Below are 15523 nucleotides of genomic sequence, written 5' to 3'. Positions count from 1 at the left end.
GGGCAGAAAACGGGCATCGATGGTGCAGAGTCGGAACCACGACACCATGCGGCGCTCAGCATCGAATCGAGGAGATATGCAGACAATCGCGCACTGGCTCGACGGCAAACCCTTCGCGGGCACGAGCTCCGCGACCGCGCCGGTGACGAATCCGGCGACCGGGGTGGTGACCGGGCAGGTGGCACTGGCCGGTGTCGAGGACGCCAGGGCGGTGATCGCATCGGCCAAGGCGGCCTTCCCGGACTGGCGTGATACCTCACTCGCACGGCGCACACAGATCCTGTTCCGATTCCGCGAACTGCTCAACGAGCGCAAGGAAGAACTCGCCGAGCTCATCACCGCCGAACACGGCAAGGTGCACTCCGATGCGCTCGGCGAGGTGAACCGCGGTTTGGAGGTGGTCGAATTCGCCTGCGGTATCCCACATTTGATCAAGGGCGGATTCACTGAGAACGCCTCGACGAAGGTGGATATCTTCTCGATCCGCCAGCCGCTGGGCCCGGTCGCGGTGATATCGCCGTTCAACTTTCCGGCGATGGTGCCGATGTGGTTCTTCCCGATCGCGATCGCGGCCGGAAATACCGTGGTGCTCAAGCCGAGTGAGAAGGATCCGTCGGCATCGCTGTGGTTGGCCGAGCTGTGGCACGAAGCCGGTTTGCCCGCAGGGGTTTTCAATGTGCTGCAGGGCGATAAGGTCGCCGTTGACGAACTGCTCGACAATCCGCATCTCAAGGCCGTCTCGTTCGTCGGTTCCACACCCATCGCGAAGTACGTCTACCAGCGCGGCACCGCCAGCGGTAAGCGCGTGCAGGCGCTCGGCGGCGCCAAGAACCACATGGTGGTGCTGCCCGATGCCGATCTGGATCTGGCCGCCGACGCCGCGGTGAATGCCGGATTCGGGTCCGCGGGGGAGCGGTGCATGGCCATCAGTGTGGTGCTGGCGGTCGGTGCGGTCGGTGACGAACTGGTCGCCAAGATCACCGAGCGGGCCAAGACCATCAGGACCGGTGACGGTGCCCGCGACACCGATATGGGTCCGCTGGTGACCCGCGAGCACCGCGATCGAGTCGCCGCCTATATCGATGCGGGCGAAACCGCCGGTGCCAGTGTCGTTCTCGACGGTCGCGGCGTTCAGCCCGATGGCGAAGCGGATGGATTCTGGCTCGGGCCGACGGTTCTCGATCATGTGGGCACCGAGATGAGCGTCTACACGGACGAAGTCTTCGGTCCAGTGCTGTCGGTTGTTCGCGTCGACAGCTATGACGACGCGCTGGAACTCGTCAACGCCAATCCCTATGGCAACGGGACCGCCATCTTCACCAACGATGGCGGCGCGGCCCGGCGCTTCCACAATGAGGTGGAGGTCGGCATGGTCGGCATCAATGTGCCGATCCCGGTTCCGATGGCCTACTACAGCTTCGGTGGCTGGAAGAATTCGCTGTTCGGCGATTCGCATGCGCACGGCATCGAGGGCGTGCACTTCTTCACCCGGGGTAAGGCCGTAACGACGCGTTGGCTCGATCCCAGCCACGGCGGACTCGAACTCGGATTCCCCCAGAACAACTAGCTCGCAGGAGAATTCGATGACCCTCGCGAATGGATCGGCACCCGAACTCGTCCGGCAGGCCGCCGACCGCGCCTATGAGCTCGATCGCCGCCACGTATTCCACTCGTGGTCGGCGCAGGCGCAGCGCACGCCCATGACCATCACTGCGGCCCGGGGCTGCTACGTATGGGATGGCGACGGCAATCGCCTGCTCGATTTCTCCTCGCAGCTGGTCAACACCAATATCGGTCACCAGCATCCGAAAGTCGTTGCCGCGGTGCGGGAGCAGGCCGCCAAGCTGTGCACCATCGCACCACAGCACGTCAACGATGCCCGCTCCGAGGCCGCTCGGCTGATTGCCGAGCGTACCCCGGGCGAGCTCGACAAGATCTTCTTCACCAATGGCGGCGCCGATGCGGTCGAACACGCGGTTCGGCTGGCACGCCTGCATACCGGCCGGTACAAGGTGCTTTCGCGCTACCGCTCCTATCACGGCGGCACCGAGACCGCGATCAACCTCACCGGCGATCCGCGGCGCTGGCCCAACGACCACGGCAATAGCGGCATCGTCCACTTCTTCGGTCCATTCCTGTATCGCTCGCAGTTCCATGCGAGCAACGAAAACGAGGAAGCCGAGCGGGCTTTGGCGCATCTCGAACAGACCATTGTTTTCGAAGGGCCGGACACGATCGCGGCCATCGTGCTCGAATCCATTCCTGGCACAGCGGGAATCATGGTTCCGCCGCCCGGGTATATGGCGGGTGTCCGGGCGTTGTGTGACAAATACGGCATCGTATTCATCGCCGATGAAGTGATGTCGGGGTTCGGTCGCACCGGAAAGTGGTTCGCCATAGAGAATTTCGATGGCGTCATCCCTGATCTGCTGATCTTCGCCAAGGGGGTGAATTCCGGTTACGTGCCGCTCGGCGGCGTCGCGATCAGTCCAACCATTGCCGCGACCTTCGATGATCGTCCGTACCCGGGCGGGCTGACTTATTCAGGTCATCCGCTGGCGACGGCCGCCGCGGTCGCGACGATCAATGCGATGCGGGACGAGCGAATCGTGGAGAACGCTGCCGATATCGGTACCCGCGTCCTCGGCCCCGGCCTACGCGAACTCGCCGAACGTCATCCCAGCATCGGTGAGGTGCGCGGAACCGGCGTCTTCTGGGCACTGGAACTGGTGCGGGACAAGCGAACTCGCGAACCGCTCGCACCATACGGCGGCACCAGCGCGGCCATGAACGAAACTGTTGCCGCGGCCAAGGCGGCGGGTCTGCTGCTTTTCGTCAATTTCAACCGGCTGCATGTGGTTCCGCCGTGCATTATCGACGAGACCGAGGCCGAACAAGGCTTGCACATTCTCGACCACGTGCTCGGACTCGCCGACAAGTACGCGCTCTGACCATGCCTGTACCAACGCAAGGGAACCCGAGGGCGTAGCCTGCCCTCGGGTTCCTTGGTGCCACCCGAATTCGCGCACCGGGTCGGTGGGATCGGATCAAACTGATACGACGTGTCATACGATTAGACCATCTTCCATTGTGGCTGGAAGAACGGGATTTGAACCCGTATCTCGTCGCGATTGTGTCCTTCCTCGTGATCGGGTGTTCGGCGGCGAATGCTCAATCTGGAGCGAGAGTCTGAGATTCCGGCTGCCTCTACCAATTGGGCTATCCGGGCGTGTGCCCGGAGCGGGATTCGAACCCGCACTGTCACCGTGTCTTCAGGCTTATCTTCAGTTTGAGTTTGCGCTCTTGCGCTTCCCTCGCACGCGGCGAGGGCGTCTGTGGGTCGGGGGCGACGGTTCGCCCCCGACCGGTTCAGCGGAAGAGGTAACGGAAGATCACATCACCGGTCTTGCGGTCGGTGACCTGGCTCCCATTGGCCTCCTCGCGGGCGAATTTGACTGCCTGCTGGAGCTTTTCGATGCGCTCGACCAACTCGTTGACCCGGCGGGCCGGCAGCGCACCGGAGAACTTCACCGTGGTCCAGTAGCCGATGGCGATGTCCTCGTAGTACACCTCGACCTGAGCCGGATGCTTCTCGGTCGCCTCGGCCTTGACGTGGTTGCGCGGCACCTTCTTGGTACGGATGGTGCGCACGGCGTCGGTGCGCCAGGTGTCGGACGAATCGTCGAACGCCCAGGCCTCCGCGGCGTCGAGCACCGGCAGCTGCTTGACGAAGGTGTACAGGTCGGCCAGCTGCTTCTCCAGGAACAGCAGGTACGACACCGGTACTGCGGCCAGCAGGGTCTCCTCGTCGACGCGCACGTCGGCCTTGGCCTCGCAGTTCGCCCAGTCCTTGGTCGCCGTCACATCGAACAGTCGGGTCAGCGTCGCGGCCGTTTGGCGCAAAACCTCCTCGGACTTCACCTGCACCCGCGTCGACTCCGGCGGAAGCTGTTCGCCCTCTTCGTCTTTCGGCTGGTAGGTGCGTGCGATACCGGACAGCAGCCCCGACTTCTGCAGCTGACCCTGGGTGTGTGCCAACTCGCGCAATGCGCCGTTCTTGACGCCCTTCTCCACCGCGATGATCTGATTCAACTTCGTCATCAATTACCTCCCCGGACGCCCTCGACGCCGTCACATTCCTTGTGCGGCCCTACATTTCGGATTTCCCCCGCCGCTCGCCGAACACTACAGACCGATTATTTTCCGCGCATCCGAGTTTTCGCGCGGGAGGGCATGGAGCCTGGTGTCGGCGCAATGGAGCGGTCGCCGGAGCCACCCTGGGCACTGACTTCGCCCATCTTCGTCGAACGCCTGTGTCCGACCGGACGCAACATCGGGACGCTTTCGGCGCGCTCGAGTTCTGCGTTGTCCCGCTGCAGCTCCGCCGACTCGTCGGTGCTGACCCTGGCATGGGTAGCGGTTTCGATCTGGCTTTGGCGCACCGACTTGCGGCCTATTTCCGGGGTTTCGACGCCGATCAGGTCGGCTACCGCGCGCATCGTGGCCCACTCCGCTTACTGCTCGCGACGCTTTCCGTTGCACCGAGCGCATGCGGGAACAATTGTGGCGTCGACTCGGTTGGGTGGGGGCATGACAACGCTTGGATTGATCGGTAGCGGGAATATTGGCGGCACGCTGGCACGGTTGGCCGTCGCGGCCGGACTCGATGTCGTGGTCAGCAATTCGCGGGGGCCGCAGACGCTGGCGGAGCTGGTTGCCGAGCTCGGGCCACGGGCGCGTGCCGCCACCGCCGCGGAGGCGGCCGCGGCCGGTGACATTGTCGTGGTCACGGTGCCGTTGAAAAACTACCGGCAGGTCCCGGTGGAGCCGCTGGCGGGCAAGGTCGTCATCGACACCAACAACTACTACCCGGACCGCGATGGCATCTTTCCCGAACTCGAGGACGGCACCACCACCAGCAGCGAACTGCTGCAGCGCCACCTGCCGACCTCGAAGGTCGTCAAGGCCTTCAACAACATCTTCTATCCCCACTTGGCAGCCCTCGCCCGCCCCTCCGGTGCCCTCGACCGCTCGGCCCTTCCCATCGCAGGCGATGACGCCGATGCGAAAAAGGGCGCCGCCGAACTACTCGACACCCTCGGCTACGACACAGTCGACGTCGGCTCGTTGAACGAGAGCTGGCGCTCCCAGCCCAACACCCCCGTCTATGGCGACCCCTACGCCGCGGATCTCCCGTTCTGGGAGCACCCCGCTGCCCCCGCGGCTGCTGACAAGATCCGAACCGCGTTGGCCGCCGCACAGCGCTGACGGTACGTAGGACAGGACCCCGTCGACTGCTCGCCGCCGCGGATCCGAGCCCGCTACCGATGGTGTCGCATATGCAGTCGAGGTCGCGCATAGATTGCAACTTGTGCGCGGCGTCGAGCGGATAAGCGCCACCCGTCTGTCAGGGCCTCGCTTCCACCGTGGACTGCTGCGTTGCCGGATGACTGCTGCAAGGTGCGGCGGCGGCACCTGTGGTGCTGTGCGCGCTCGGACCGTCCGCACCTTGCGTCGCATGAGTAGATCTGCGCGGTCATTGGCGTTGGTAGGTCGCAGGAGGTGGTTCGCGTGGTCGGGCCCGGGGTGTGGCGTGGAGTTATGCACAGGGTGCGAGTTATCCACAATCGGTGGTTTGAGGCTTTCGGCTGGGTGGGATTGGTCGGGAACATCGGAGGGTGGACGTACCTCGAACTATTTCCCGGCGCAATGCGCTGGAAGCTGGATTCACCGGACGTGAGCTGAGCAGGCGACCTTGGCAGCGGGTGTGTCGGGGGCAGTACCTGAGCGCGGTCGATATCAGCGAAATGACCACTGGACAAAGGCATCTGGTGCTGACCCGTGCTGTCGCGGCAGGCTCCAGCTCAGCTGCCGTCGTCAGTCATATCTCCGCGGCTGTCGTGCACGGTCTGCCGGTGTGGTCGATTCCGTTGGCACGGGTGCATTTGACTCGCAATCGAAGAACCGGGGCACGCACAGGTAGGCGGGTCATGATGCACGCCGCGTCCATCGAGTCGGACGAGGTGGTGCAGATCGGCGACCTGCGGGTGACGACCGTGGCGCGCACGGTCGTCGATCTGGCCAGAACTGTGCCCTTCGAACAAGCTGTCGTGGTGGGTGATGCCGCGCTGCGCCTCGGGCGAACCAGCAGTGCCGAACTGGCGGAACAACTACTGCGGGCGAACGGGCGCCCGGGCTGCCCGGCCGCGCGCCGCGTCATCGACTTCCTCGACGGCCGCGCCGAGAGCCCCGGCGAATCGCGAAGCCGGGTTGTCATACGCACTGCCGGACTGCCCGCACCGGAGCTCCAGTCGACCATCCTGGATATCAACGGCGGATTCGTCGCCCGAGTCGATTTCCTGTTCCCGACGCTGGGCGTCATCGGCGAATTCGATGGAATGATCGAATACCGCAACAACTCCCGTCACGGCTCGCCCGAATCCGCCGTGATCGCCGAAAAGCTCCGCGAGGACGCCTTGCGTGCCCTGGGGTGGGCCGTTGTCCGCTGGACCTGGCCTGACCTGGACACCCCGGACCGCTGGCTGACCCGACTGGCCCGATCCGCCGCCTTCGCACACCGCACCCCCCGATCCGGCACCTGGCGCCTCACCGAGCGCGATAACCCGCCGCAACCAACCGACTTCCGCGAGTGAAGTACTCGCACAGAGCCAGCGCGCGCCGCGCACAAGTTGCGACTTATGTGAGAGGTGCACTGGTTATGTGCCAGCCGTGCGTCGGTTGCAGGTGATGTCGTTGAAGCGCGCGCCGCGGCGTTGATGCGGGCGATCCAGAGCTTGCGGAATTCACCCTTGCGCGCCCGGCGGTCCCAGTGGGTGTAGGTGCGTGAACTGCTCGCACCGGACCAGCGCGCGCTGCACATAAGTTGCGACTTATGTGAGAGGTGCACTGGTCATGTGCCGACATCAGCTGGTGATGATGAGGAGTTCGGTGGGGGAGGCTATTTCGGCGCGCAGGCCGGATTTGGTGGCGATGCGGGCTACCGCGCGGATGTCGGTGGGGTCGGCGCGGGTGAGGACGAGGGCGCGGGCGAGTAGGCCCTTGTGGTGTTTGTTGAAGTGGCTCACCACTGTTCGGGAGCCGTCGGGGTGTTCGGTGAGGACATTGGCGGTGATGGCATCCGGAATGCGGCCGAGCTGCTGGTAGGTGCCAGAGCGCAGGTCGATGACGAGTTCCCCGGCGGCCTCGGCGACCAGGGCGTCGGGCAGGATATCGCGCCAGATGGCCGAAAGCGTCGGGAGACCGGGAAGTTTGGAACCGCCGGAGAGCCGGTAGGCGGGGATGAGGTCATCAGCGCGGACGGCGCCGAACAGTGCGGAGCCGATGCCGAGGCGGGCATAGGCCTTGGCGCGTTGGACCTTGGTGAAGGAGCGGGCATCCAGTGCGTCGTAGAGCACGCCGGTGTAGCGCTCCAGTGCAGGCCGGGTGGCTGACGTGCGTAGCGCCGCATTGCGCGCGATCTCGGTATCAGCCCCCTTGCCGAGCCCGAGCACCGCGCGCGAGGCGTCCGGGTCGGCGGCCAGCTTGACGACCTCGTCGATGAGCCGGTCGCGCACCGCCGTGAGCTGCGGCATCGCCAGCGACTCCAGCTCCAGCGGCACATCGGTTCCGCCATCGGACTTGGTTTCGGAAGGAGGCAGCAGCACCAGCACGAGCGGATACGGTACCGCGTGTGTGAACGTCAGCTGGTGAACCGTCAACACAGCCGAGCATCGCTCAGTCGTGGCGGAGCCGAGCGGCAGCGAGGTGGAGTCATGAGCGAGCGCGTCGAGCGAACCATCAACACCGCGCGCAATCGCGCACTATGGACCGAGCGCGCGAGTTGTCGTTGTGGGGTGGTGCGGCCTCGGAGGCGGTTGCCTGCGTAGTCTCGGAGAGATCCGCTCACGCCGAATGGGCGAATGCGTTGCAGACATGGCGCGGCCAGCGACTACCCTGTCGTTCCGTGATCACCCGCCTCTCCCACCTGTTCCTGCGTACCCTGCGCGACGATCCCGCCGACGCCGAGGTGCCCAGTCACAAACTCCTCGTCCGCGCCGGATATGTGCGGCGCATCGCCCCTGGTGTGTACTCGTGGCTGCCGCTGGGCCTGCGGGTGCTGCGGCGGGTCGAGCAGGTCGTGCGGGAAGAGATGAACGCCATCGGCGCGCAGGAGATCTCGCTGCCCGCACTGCTGCCACGCGAGCCGTACGAGACCACCAACCGGTGGACTGAATACGGCGACGGCCTGTTCCGGCTGCAAGACCGCAAGGGCGCGGACTATCTGCTCGGGCCCACACACGAGGAGCTGTTCGCGCTCACCGTGAAGGGGGAATACAGCTCGTACAAGGATCTGCCGGTCACGCTGTACCAGATTCAGACCAAGTACCGCGATGAGGAGCGGCCTCGCGCGGGCATCCTGCGCGGGCGCGAATTCGTCATGAAGGACTCCTATTCCTTCGACCTCGACGAGGACGGACTCGAGACAAGCTACAACGCTCATCGCGAGGCCTACCAGCGCATTTTCGACCGCCTCGCGGTCAAGTACGTTATCGTCGCGGCCACCTCTGGTGCGATGGGTGGCAGCGCGTCGGAAGAATTCCTCGCCGACAGCCCGGTCGGCGAGGACACCTACGTGGTGTGCCGGGAGTCCGGGTACGCCGCGAATGTGGAAGCGGTGGTCACGCCCGCTGCCGAACCGCAACCCATCGACGGTCTGCCCGCGGCCGTCGTACACGACACCCCGAACACCCCGACCATCGCGACGCTGGTGGACTGGGCAAACAATGCGGGCATCTCCGCAGGTCCCGTCACCGCGGCCGACACCCTGAAGAACATCATGGTCAAGCTGCGTCACCCGGACGGTAAGACCGAACTGCTCGGCATCGGTATCCCGGGCGACCGCGAGGTCGACGACAAGCGCCTCGGCGCCGCGGTCGAACCCGCCGAGGTGGAACTGCTCACCGAGGCCGATTTCGCAGCCAACCCGTTCCTGGTCAAGGGCTACATCGGCCCGAAGGCATTGCAGGCCAACGGTGTTCGCTACCTCGTCGATCCGCGCATCGGCACCGGAACCAGCTGGATCACGGGCGCCGACGAGCCGGGCAAGCACGTCGTCGGCCTGGTCGCCGGTCGCGATTTCACCCCCGACGGCACCATCGAGGCCGCCGAGGTGCGTGACGGCGACCCGTCACCCGACGGGCGCGGCGTGCTGGTGTCCGCGCGCGGCATCGAGATCGGCCACATCTTCCAGCTGGGCAATAAGTACACCGACGCGTTCGAGGTCGATGTGCTCGGCGAGAATGGCAAGCCGGTGCGGCTCACTATGGGCTCCTACGGCGTCGGCGTCTCCCGCATGGTCGCGGTGATCGCCGAACAGCAGCACGACGAGAAGGGGCTGCGCTGGCCGCGCGAGGTCGCACCGTTCGACGTGCACGTGGTGATCGCGAACAAGGACGACTCCTCGCGTACGGGCGGCGAACAGGTTGCGGCGCTGCTGGATTCGGCTGGACTCGATGTCGTCCTGGACGACCGCAAGGCCTCGCCCGGCGTGAAGTTCAAGGATTCCGAGCTGATCGGCGTCCCGCTTGTCGTGGTCGTCGGACGCGGCTGGGTCGAGGGCAAGGTCGAAATCCGCGACCGCTTCACCGGCGAATCCAACGAGGTCCCGGCCGATTCGGTGGTCGAATCGGTGCTCGCGCAGGTCCGCGGCGGACAGTAGATTCGGCCTTCGATAACCGGTGGGGAAGCCCGGTCGACTGAGCCCAGTCGACCGGGCTTCTCGCATTCGTCCGACCTACGGTTCCGTAGGCACGATTCGTGTCGCGTGTTAATCCCGGACCCCCTTCTGGCTGCTGTTACCCGCTGGTAAGTTAGCGGCATGACGAGCACCGACGCGTTGTTGTTCAACCCGACCAGCTATGACCCGAAGCAGTTCGACGCCGAGACGCGGCGGCTGCTCGCGGCCACCATCGAGTGGTTCGAGTCGCGGGGTAAACGGCAGCTGCTGGCTGATGACTCGGATGCGGTCTGGGTGTCGGATTTCCTCGAGTTCGTCAAGAAGGAGCGCCTGTTCGCGACCTTCCTGACCCCGGCCGCCTACGCCGACGGTGACGCGAACCGGCGGTGGGACGGTGCGCGCAATGCGGCGCTGTCGGAGATCTTCGGTTTCTACGGTCTCGCGTACTGGTACGCCGAACAGGTCACCATCCTGGGCCTCGGCCCGATCTGGCAGAGCGATAACGAGGACGCCAAGAAGCGCGCGGCTGCCGATCTCGCCGACGGTCAGGTGATGGCGTTCGGTTTGTCCGAGCGCGACCACGGTGCCGACATCTACAACACCGACCTGATCCTGACGCCGACCGAACCGGGCAGCGCGGATGCCGAGGCCGGAATCCTGTTCCGCGCCAATGGCGTCAAGTACTACATCGGCAATGGCAATGTCGCATCGATGGTGTCGGTCTTCTCCCGCCGCGCCGATATCGAAGGTGCGGACGGCTACGTGTGGTTCGCCGCCGACAGCCGCCACGACAACTACGAGCTCATCGACAATGTCATCCATGGTCAGCTGTATGTCAGCACCTTCGCGCTGCACGACTACCCGGTGACCGCCGCCGACATCCTGTCCACCGGTCCCGAGGCCTTCTCCGCCGCGCTGAACACCGTCAATGTCGGCAAGTTCAACCTGTGCCACGGCAGCATCGGCATGGTCGAGCACTCGTTCTACGAGGCCATCACGCACTCCAACAACCGCATTCTCTACGGCAAGGCCGTCACCGAATTCCCGCATGTGCGTACGAATTTCGTGGATGCGTACGCGCGCATCGTCGCGATGAAGCTGTTCAGTGACCGCGCCGTCGACTATTTCCGCAGCGCCAGCCTCGAGGACCGCCGCTACCTGCTGTTCAACCCGATGACCAAGTCCAAGGTGACCTCCGAGGGCGAGACCGTCATGACGCTGCTGCTGGATGTGCTCGCCGCCAAAGGATTCGAGAAGAACACCTACTTCGCGCAGGTCGCGCGCTATATCGGCACGCTGCCTCGGCTCGAGGGCACGGTGCACGTCAATGTCGGCCAGATCCTGAAATTCATGCCGAACTACCTGTTCAATCCGAAGGAATACCCGGAGATCGGCACCCGCCTCGATGCGGCCGATGACGAGTTCTTCTTCCGGCAGGGGCCGGCCCGGGGCGCGGGCAAGGTGCAGTTCGCCGATTGGGCACCGGTGTACGAAAAGCACGCCGACCTGCCAAATGTCGCGCGCTTCTACGAACAGGCCCAAGCCCTGCGCACCCTGCTGACCACCGCCGCCCCCGATGCCGACCAGCAGCAGGACCTGGACTTCATGCTGACCATCGGCCACCTGTTCTCCCTGGTGGTCTACGGCCAGCTGATCCTGGAGCAGGGCGCCATCACCGGCCTGGATCGCGACATCATCGAGCAGATCTTCGACTTCCAGATCCGCGACTTCAACGGCCACGCCACCACCCTCTACGGCAAGCCCTCCGCCACTCCCGACCAGCAGGCGTGGGCCGCCTCCGCGCTACGCCCACCGGTCACCGACCGCCCCCGTTTCGACCGCGTCTGGACCGAAGTCGCCGCCTACGACGGCGCTTACGAAATGCGGGCGTAGCCACCCGCCGACCGCCGCCGCTCACACACTGGCGTGCCGGGCACGGTTCGGCCACCGCCGAGCAAGTTTTGCGTGCCTGGCGCAAGTTTTTTTTGCGTGCCTGGCGTGAGTTGGTGTGCCTGGCGTGGGTTGGTGTGCCTGGCGTGGGTTGGTGTGCCTGGCGTGGGTTGGTGTGCCTGGCGTGGGTTGGTGTGCCTGGCGTGGGTTGGTGTGCCTGGCATGGGTTGGTGTGCCTGGCATGGGTTGGTGTGCCTGGCATGAGTTGGTGTACCAGGCGTGAGTTGGTCTGCCGGGCATCAATTGGTGTGCTGAGCATCAACTGGTGGGCCGGGCATCAACTGGCGGGCGCACGAATTCGCTGACGAATCCGTGCGCGGCGTTGCATGCCCGGCGAGGCGGTTAGGCCTTGCCTGGGAAGGCGACGGTCGGTGGGTTGGCGCCGAGGATGGCTTGCCAGGCGGCCAGGCGCAAGGCGCATTCGGTGAGGGCGTCAACCCCCATCCGGCGCAGGGATTCTGAACTGCCGTTCTCTACGACCGCGCGCCAGGCGACTGCGGTGTCGGTTTCCACCGTGACCGCCAAGTTCGCCGCAGGGATCGGATCGTTCACCGGGAACGGCGTGGTGTAGGCCGCGTCCGGCGGCGGCACCGCGACTCCGGCGGCCTTCAACGCATCGATGGTGGTGTCGCGGCGGGCACGGTGGGCGGCGGTGTCCTGTGCGACCAAGCGGGTTCGCTCGGCGGAGGCGTAGGCCGCGATCACGCCGTAGGTGTACACCGCCGCGTATTCGGCGCGCAACGCGTCGAGCAGGGCTTGGCGTTCGGCTTCGGTCATGCGCGCACCCCTGTCTGGGTGTGTTGAGCCGTGCGCATCGCATGGCGTACAGGTTGGGTCGAGGTGGCACGAATCATGCCAGCAACACCCCCGCCTGCGCCGCGCACGATGCGCTGATCGAGGCCAATAGCCCCGCGCGATAACCGGATTGGGTGCGAGCAAGATCACCCGCGGACTGCTGCGACTTAGCCAGCCGCGTGCGCAACTCGTCGATGCTCGGCGGCGTGCTGGGCGATACGGATGCGCCCGATGCCGCGGGGGAAGTGCCGGAAGCGGGCGGGGTGACTTCGCGGGTGCGGTGGGTCGGAGTGGTGCCGTCACCGTAAACGCCGATCACACGGTTGATTTCGGCGCGCAGCGCATCCGCGTGTGCGGTGCGTTGGTCCGCGATCACGGTCAATTCGGCATGTCGCTGCGGCGTCACCGCGATCGCCGCCGTCGCGGCCGCGGCATCGGCGCGGGCCAGGATCTCTTGTGCGGCAAGCGGATCGGGCTGATACACCGTCTTATCTGTACATCCGGCCACCGCGCCGACGGCTAGCACACCCACGGTGGTGCCGCCGGCCAGCCGCAGTGCGGTGCGGCGGTCGAGGATGCCGGTGCGACCGCCGCCGGCGCTGCCGTGCTGGGATTGATGCCGGTCGATGGGGATGCCGGAAGTGCACCCGGCGCGCGGCGGGGCGGGGAGGCGGATTGGCACGGCACCATCGTGCCAGATTCGCGTGGCACGGCCGACCGAGCGTCTGCCGTGCGGTCGGCGCGACGCCCGCCGCGCCGCGTCGCGGGCGCGTGGCCAGGAAACTTGCTCGAGGCCGCTGGTCCTTTACACTCTCGAGGCGCGTTACGCTAGATCTCCGGTAGAGAAATTTCCCGCCGTCTGACAACTGAACCAGGAGCCGCCCCACATGCCCATGCCGACCGAGGAAAGGGTGAGCCAGCTCGTTGCTGGACTCGTCGAGCGCCGAGGATTCGACCTCGAGGGTGTCGAGATCTCGACGGCGGGCAAGCATGTGGATGCCCAGGTTCGGGTGAAGGTGATCGTCGACAGCGATGCCGCTTCCGATCTCGACACCATTGCCGACCTGAGCACCGAACTCTCCGAAGCCCTCGACAACGCGGGCGATTTCGGCGAGACGCCCTATCTGCTGGAAGTGACCACCCCCGGCATCGACCGCCCGCTCACCGCCGATCGCCACTGGCGTCGCGCCCAGGGGCGCAAGGTGCGGATCAAACTACGGACCGGCGCGCCATCGCCGGATCCGAAGTCATCGGACAAGTTCGAGGCCAGGGTCGGTGTGCTCACCGAAGACACGGTGGCGCTGGTGCTCGGCGGGAAGAACAAGCCGCACCGGGTGACGATTCCGCTGACCGATATCGCAGAGGCTGTCGTGCAGGTGGAATTCAACCCACCCGGCGCGCGGGAACTGGAACTCGCGGGCGGAGTCGCGCCCGGCCGTCCGCGGCCGGGCCAAGAGGAAGCGGTGGACCCCACCGTCGATGTCCGAGGAACAACCGATGTACCAACCGAATCATTAGAAGCGTCCGATTCGCCGACCGAAGGGATCGTGGAATGAACATCGAAATCGAAGCCCTGCGCGCGATTGTCGCCGATAAAGGGATCTCGATCGAGACCGTGATCTCCGCGATCGAGTCGGCCCTGCTCACGGCCTACCGCCACACCGAGGGCCACCAGCCCAACGCGCGCATCGATATCAACCAGAAGACCGGCGTAGTCCGGGTGATGGCGCGCGAACTCGACGCCGACGGCAATGTCATCTCCGAATGGGACGACACCCCAGAGGGTTTCGGCCGGATCGCGGCGACCACCGCGCGCCAGGTGGTGCTGCAGCGGCTGCGTGATGCCGAGAACGAGAAGTCCTTCGGCGAATTCTCCACCCATGAGGGCGACATCGTCGGCGGTGTGGTGCAGCGCGATGCCCGCGCCAATGCCCGCGGCACCGTCGTGGTGCGCATCGGCAGCGAACTGCACGGCACCGAGGGGTTGATCCCGTCCGCCGAGCAGGTGCCCGGCGAGAGTTATGAGCACGGCGACCGGATCAAGTGTTACGTCGTCGGTGTCTCCCGTGGCGCGCGGGGCCCGCAGATCACTCTCTCGCGCACCCATCCGAATCTGGTGCGCCGACTGTTCGCACTCGAGGTGCCCGAGATCGCCGATGGTTCGGTGGAGATCGTCGCGGTCGCCCGCGAGGCCGGACACCGCTCCAAGATCGCGGTGCGCACCACCGTGCCCGGTGTCAATGCCAAGGGCGCGTGCATCGGCCCGATGGGTCAGCGCGTGCGCAATGTGATGAGCGAACTGGCGGGGGAGAAGATCGACATCATCGATTTCGCGGATGATCCGGCGACCTTCGTCGGGAATGCACTCTCGCCCTCGAAAGTTGTATCGGTCACGATCGTGGATCCCGAAGCCCGCGCCGCTCGCGTGGTCGTCCCCGACTTCCAGCTCTCGCTCGCGATCGGTAAGGAAGGGCAGAACGCCAGGTTAGCGGCCCGCCTGACCGGTTGGCGGATCGATATCCGCAGCGATGCCACCCCGGATGCGGGCAGTGGCAGTGTGCGGACGGAGGCACATCGGAGTTGACCGATTCCCGCGAATCGAGCCCATCGGATGACAGGTTCGTAACTTCGACGGGGGCGGGGTTCGGTGTTCCGAGCGGGACAGCGGTAGAGTGGTCTCAGGTTCAACGCGAGCCTTCGGTTCCTTTGTTCGAACGCACAACCGAGCAAGTCCCGGCGCACCGACGCCGAGCGGCTCCGGTGCGGACGTGTATCGGGTGTCGGAAGCACGAGTTGGCCGTCGATCTGTTACGGATCGTGGCGCAGGACTGTGAGACCGGTGACGGTTCCGAGGTTGTTGCGATAGTTCCCGATCCGTGGCGCAGACTTCCCGGACGGGGTGCCTGGCTGCACCCCGTTTCGGTTTGTTTGCGCACTGCAGAACGACGCCGAGCATTCGGCAGAGCACTACGAGTGTCCGGACAACTGGATATCTCAGCCCTGGAGAAGTACCTCGAGAACAGGCACGAGCACTCATGAGCA

General features: G+C 65.3%; 14 protein-coding genes, 1 tRNA gene and 1 pseudogene. 9 read left to right on the top strand and 7 right to left on the bottom strand.

Annotated elements, in window-relative coordinates; translation table 11 throughout:
- Window positions 1-76: 76 nt before the first annotated feature.
- A complete protein-coding gene (locus tag ACIBI6_RS12080; protein WP_396956066.1) occupies window positions 77-1567 on the top strand; it encodes a CoA-acylating methylmalonate-semialdehyde dehydrogenase in 1491 nt (496 codons plus the stop codon).
- 16 nt (window positions 1568-1583) lie between these two features.
- The gene (locus ACIBI6_RS12075) at window positions 1584-2951 is read left to right on the top strand and encodes an aspartate aminotransferase family protein (protein ID WP_396956065.1); all 1368 of its coding nucleotides are present in this window, start codon (window positions 1584-1586) and stop codon (window positions 2949-2951) included.
- Between the two features lie 140 nt (window positions 2952-3091).
- Here ACIBI6_RS12075 and ACIBI6_RS12070 read toward each other — a convergent pair.
- From ACIBI6_RS12070 to ACIBI6_RS12060, 3 genes are all read right to left on the bottom strand, one after another.
- Window positions 3092-3226, bottom strand: a tRNA-OTHER gene (locus ACIBI6_RS12070).
- A 143-nt stretch (window positions 3227-3369) separates the two neighbouring features.
- Window positions 3370-4101 (bottom strand): hypothetical protein, encoded by a 732-nt coding sequence (locus tag ACIBI6_RS12065; protein ID WP_396956064.1) that lies wholly within the window; start codon window positions 4099-4101, stop codon window positions 3370-3372.
- Window positions 4102-4196: 95 nt separating this feature from the next.
- Window positions 4197-4499: a hypothetical protein gene (locus ACIBI6_RS12060; RefSeq protein WP_364341560.1), complete on the bottom strand. Its 303-nt coding sequence runs from the start codon at window positions 4497-4499 to the stop codon at window positions 4197-4199.
- 91 nt (window positions 4500-4590) lie between these two features.
- On the opposite strand from ACIBI6_RS12060, the gene ACIBI6_RS12055 reads away from it, so the two are divergent.
- Both ACIBI6_RS12055 and ACIBI6_RS12050 read left to right on the top strand, forming a co-directional pair.
- Window positions 4591-5268, top strand: a complete 678-nt coding sequence (locus ACIBI6_RS12055; RefSeq protein ID WP_364341558.1) for an NADPH-dependent F420 reductase — start codon at window positions 4591-4593, stop codon at window positions 5266-5268.
- Window positions 5269-5678: 410 nt separating this feature from the next.
- A complete protein-coding gene (locus ACIBI6_RS12050) occupies window positions 5679-6653 on the top strand; it encodes a hypothetical protein (protein WP_396956063.1) in 975 nt (324 codons plus the stop codon).
- 69 nt (window positions 6654-6722) lie between these two features.
- On the opposite strand, the pseudogene ACIBI6_RS12045 reads toward ACIBI6_RS12050, so the two are convergent.
- A pseudogene (locus ACIBI6_RS12045) lies at window positions 6723-6832 on the bottom strand (50S ribosomal protein L20); the annotation flags it as partial.
- Window positions 6833-6923: 91 nt separating this feature from the next.
- On the bottom strand, window positions 6924-7670 hold the full coding sequence (gene yaaA, locus ACIBI6_RS12040; RefSeq protein ID WP_364342020.1) for a peroxide stress protein YaaA: 747 nt from the start codon (window positions 7668-7670) through the stop codon (window positions 6924-6926).
- A gap of 293 nt (window positions 7671-7963) precedes the next feature.
- On the opposite strand from yaaA, the gene ACIBI6_RS12035 reads away from it, so the two are divergent.
- Together ACIBI6_RS12035 and ACIBI6_RS12030 are read left to right on the top strand one after the other, a co-directional pair.
- Entirely contained in the window at window positions 7964-9718 is a 1755-nt protein-coding gene (locus tag ACIBI6_RS12035) for a proline--tRNA ligase (protein ID WP_364341556.1), read from the top strand.
- Window positions 9719-9877: 159 nt separating this feature from the next.
- Window positions 9878-11629: an acyl-CoA dehydrogenase family protein gene (locus ACIBI6_RS12030; RefSeq protein WP_364341554.1), complete on the top strand. Its 1752-nt coding sequence runs from the start codon at window positions 9878-9880 to the stop codon at window positions 11627-11629.
- A gap of 399 nt (window positions 11630-12028) precedes the next feature.
- Here ACIBI6_RS12030 and ACIBI6_RS12025 read toward each other — a convergent pair whose 3' ends face one another.
- Together ACIBI6_RS12025 and ACIBI6_RS12020 are read right to left on the bottom strand one after the other, a co-directional pair.
- A complete protein-coding gene (locus ACIBI6_RS12025) occupies window positions 12029-12463 on the bottom strand; it encodes a ferritin-like domain-containing protein (protein ID WP_364341552.1) in 435 nt (144 codons plus the stop codon).
- Window positions 12464-12536: 73 nt separating this feature from the next.
- Window positions 12537-13163 (bottom strand): hypothetical protein, encoded by a 627-nt coding sequence (locus ACIBI6_RS12020; protein ID WP_364341550.1) that lies wholly within the window; start codon window positions 13161-13163, stop codon window positions 12537-12539.
- Window positions 13164-13368: 205 nt separating this feature from the next.
- Here ACIBI6_RS12020 and rimP point away from each other — a divergent pair, with 205 nt between their 5' ends.
- The 3 genes from rimP (at window position 13369) to ACIBI6_RS12005 (ending at window position 15520) form a co-directional block, all read left to right on the top strand.
- A complete protein-coding gene (rimP, locus tag ACIBI6_RS12015) occupies window positions 13369-14037 on the top strand; it encodes a ribosome maturation factor RimP (protein WP_364341548.1) in 669 nt (222 codons plus the stop codon).
- Window positions 14034-15065, top strand: coding sequence for a transcription termination factor NusA (nusA, locus tag ACIBI6_RS12010; protein WP_364341546.1), 1032 nt, complete (start codon window positions 14034-14036; stop codon window positions 15063-15065). The genes rimP and nusA overlap by 4 nt, the downstream gene beginning before the upstream one ends.
- A gap of 122 nt (window positions 15066-15187) precedes the next feature.
- Window positions 15188-15520: a YlxR family protein gene (locus tag ACIBI6_RS12005; protein WP_396956061.1), complete on the top strand. Its 333-nt coding sequence runs from the start codon at window positions 15188-15190 to the stop codon at window positions 15518-15520.
- The last annotated feature ends 3 nt before the right edge of the window (window positions 15521-15523 follow it).

The organism is Nocardia sp. NPDC050412, from assembly GCF_044458825.1.
Taxonomy (GTDB): domain Bacteria; phylum Actinomycetota; class Actinomycetes; order Mycobacteriales; family Mycobacteriaceae; genus Nocardia.
Note: the sequence above shows the minus strand (reverse complement) of the source record. Positions and strands in the feature narration are given on the sequence as shown.

Excerpts from the sequence above, each read along its gene's own strand:
- ACIBI6_RS12030 (WP_364341554.1), top strand. The coding sequence starts at position 9,878 with ATGACGAGCACCGACGCGTTGTTGTTCAACCCGACCAGCTATGACCCG.
- ACIBI6_RS12075 (WP_396956065.1), top strand. The coding sequence starts at position 1,584 with ATGACCCTCGCGAATGGATCGGCACCCGAACTCGTCCGGCAGGCCGCC.
- ACIBI6_RS12025 (WP_364341552.1), bottom strand. The coding sequence starts at position 12,463 with ATGACCGAAGCCGAACGCCAAGCCCTGCTCGACGCGTTGCGCGCCGAA.
- rimP (WP_364341548.1), top strand. The coding sequence starts at position 13,369 with ATGCCCATGCCGACCGAGGAAAGGGTGAGCCAGCTCGTTGCTGGACTC.
- ACIBI6_RS12065 (WP_396956064.1), bottom strand. The coding sequence starts at position 4,101 with ATGACGAAGTTGAATCAGATCATCGCGGTGGAGAAGGGCGTCAAGAAC.
- ACIBI6_RS12060 (WP_364341560.1), bottom strand. The coding sequence starts at position 4,499 with ATGCGCGCGGTAGCCGACCTGATCGGCGTCGAAACCCCGGAAATAGGC.
- ACIBI6_RS12055 (WP_364341558.1), top strand. The coding sequence starts at position 4,591 with ATGACAACGCTTGGATTGATCGGTAGCGGGAATATTGGCGGCACGCTG.
- nusA (WP_364341546.1), top strand. The coding sequence starts at position 14,034 with ATGAACATCGAAATCGAAGCCCTGCGCGCGATTGTCGCCGATAAAGGG.
- ACIBI6_RS12080 (WP_396956066.1), top strand. The coding sequence starts at position 77 with ATGCAGACAATCGCGCACTGGCTCGACGGCAAACCCTTCGCGGGCACG.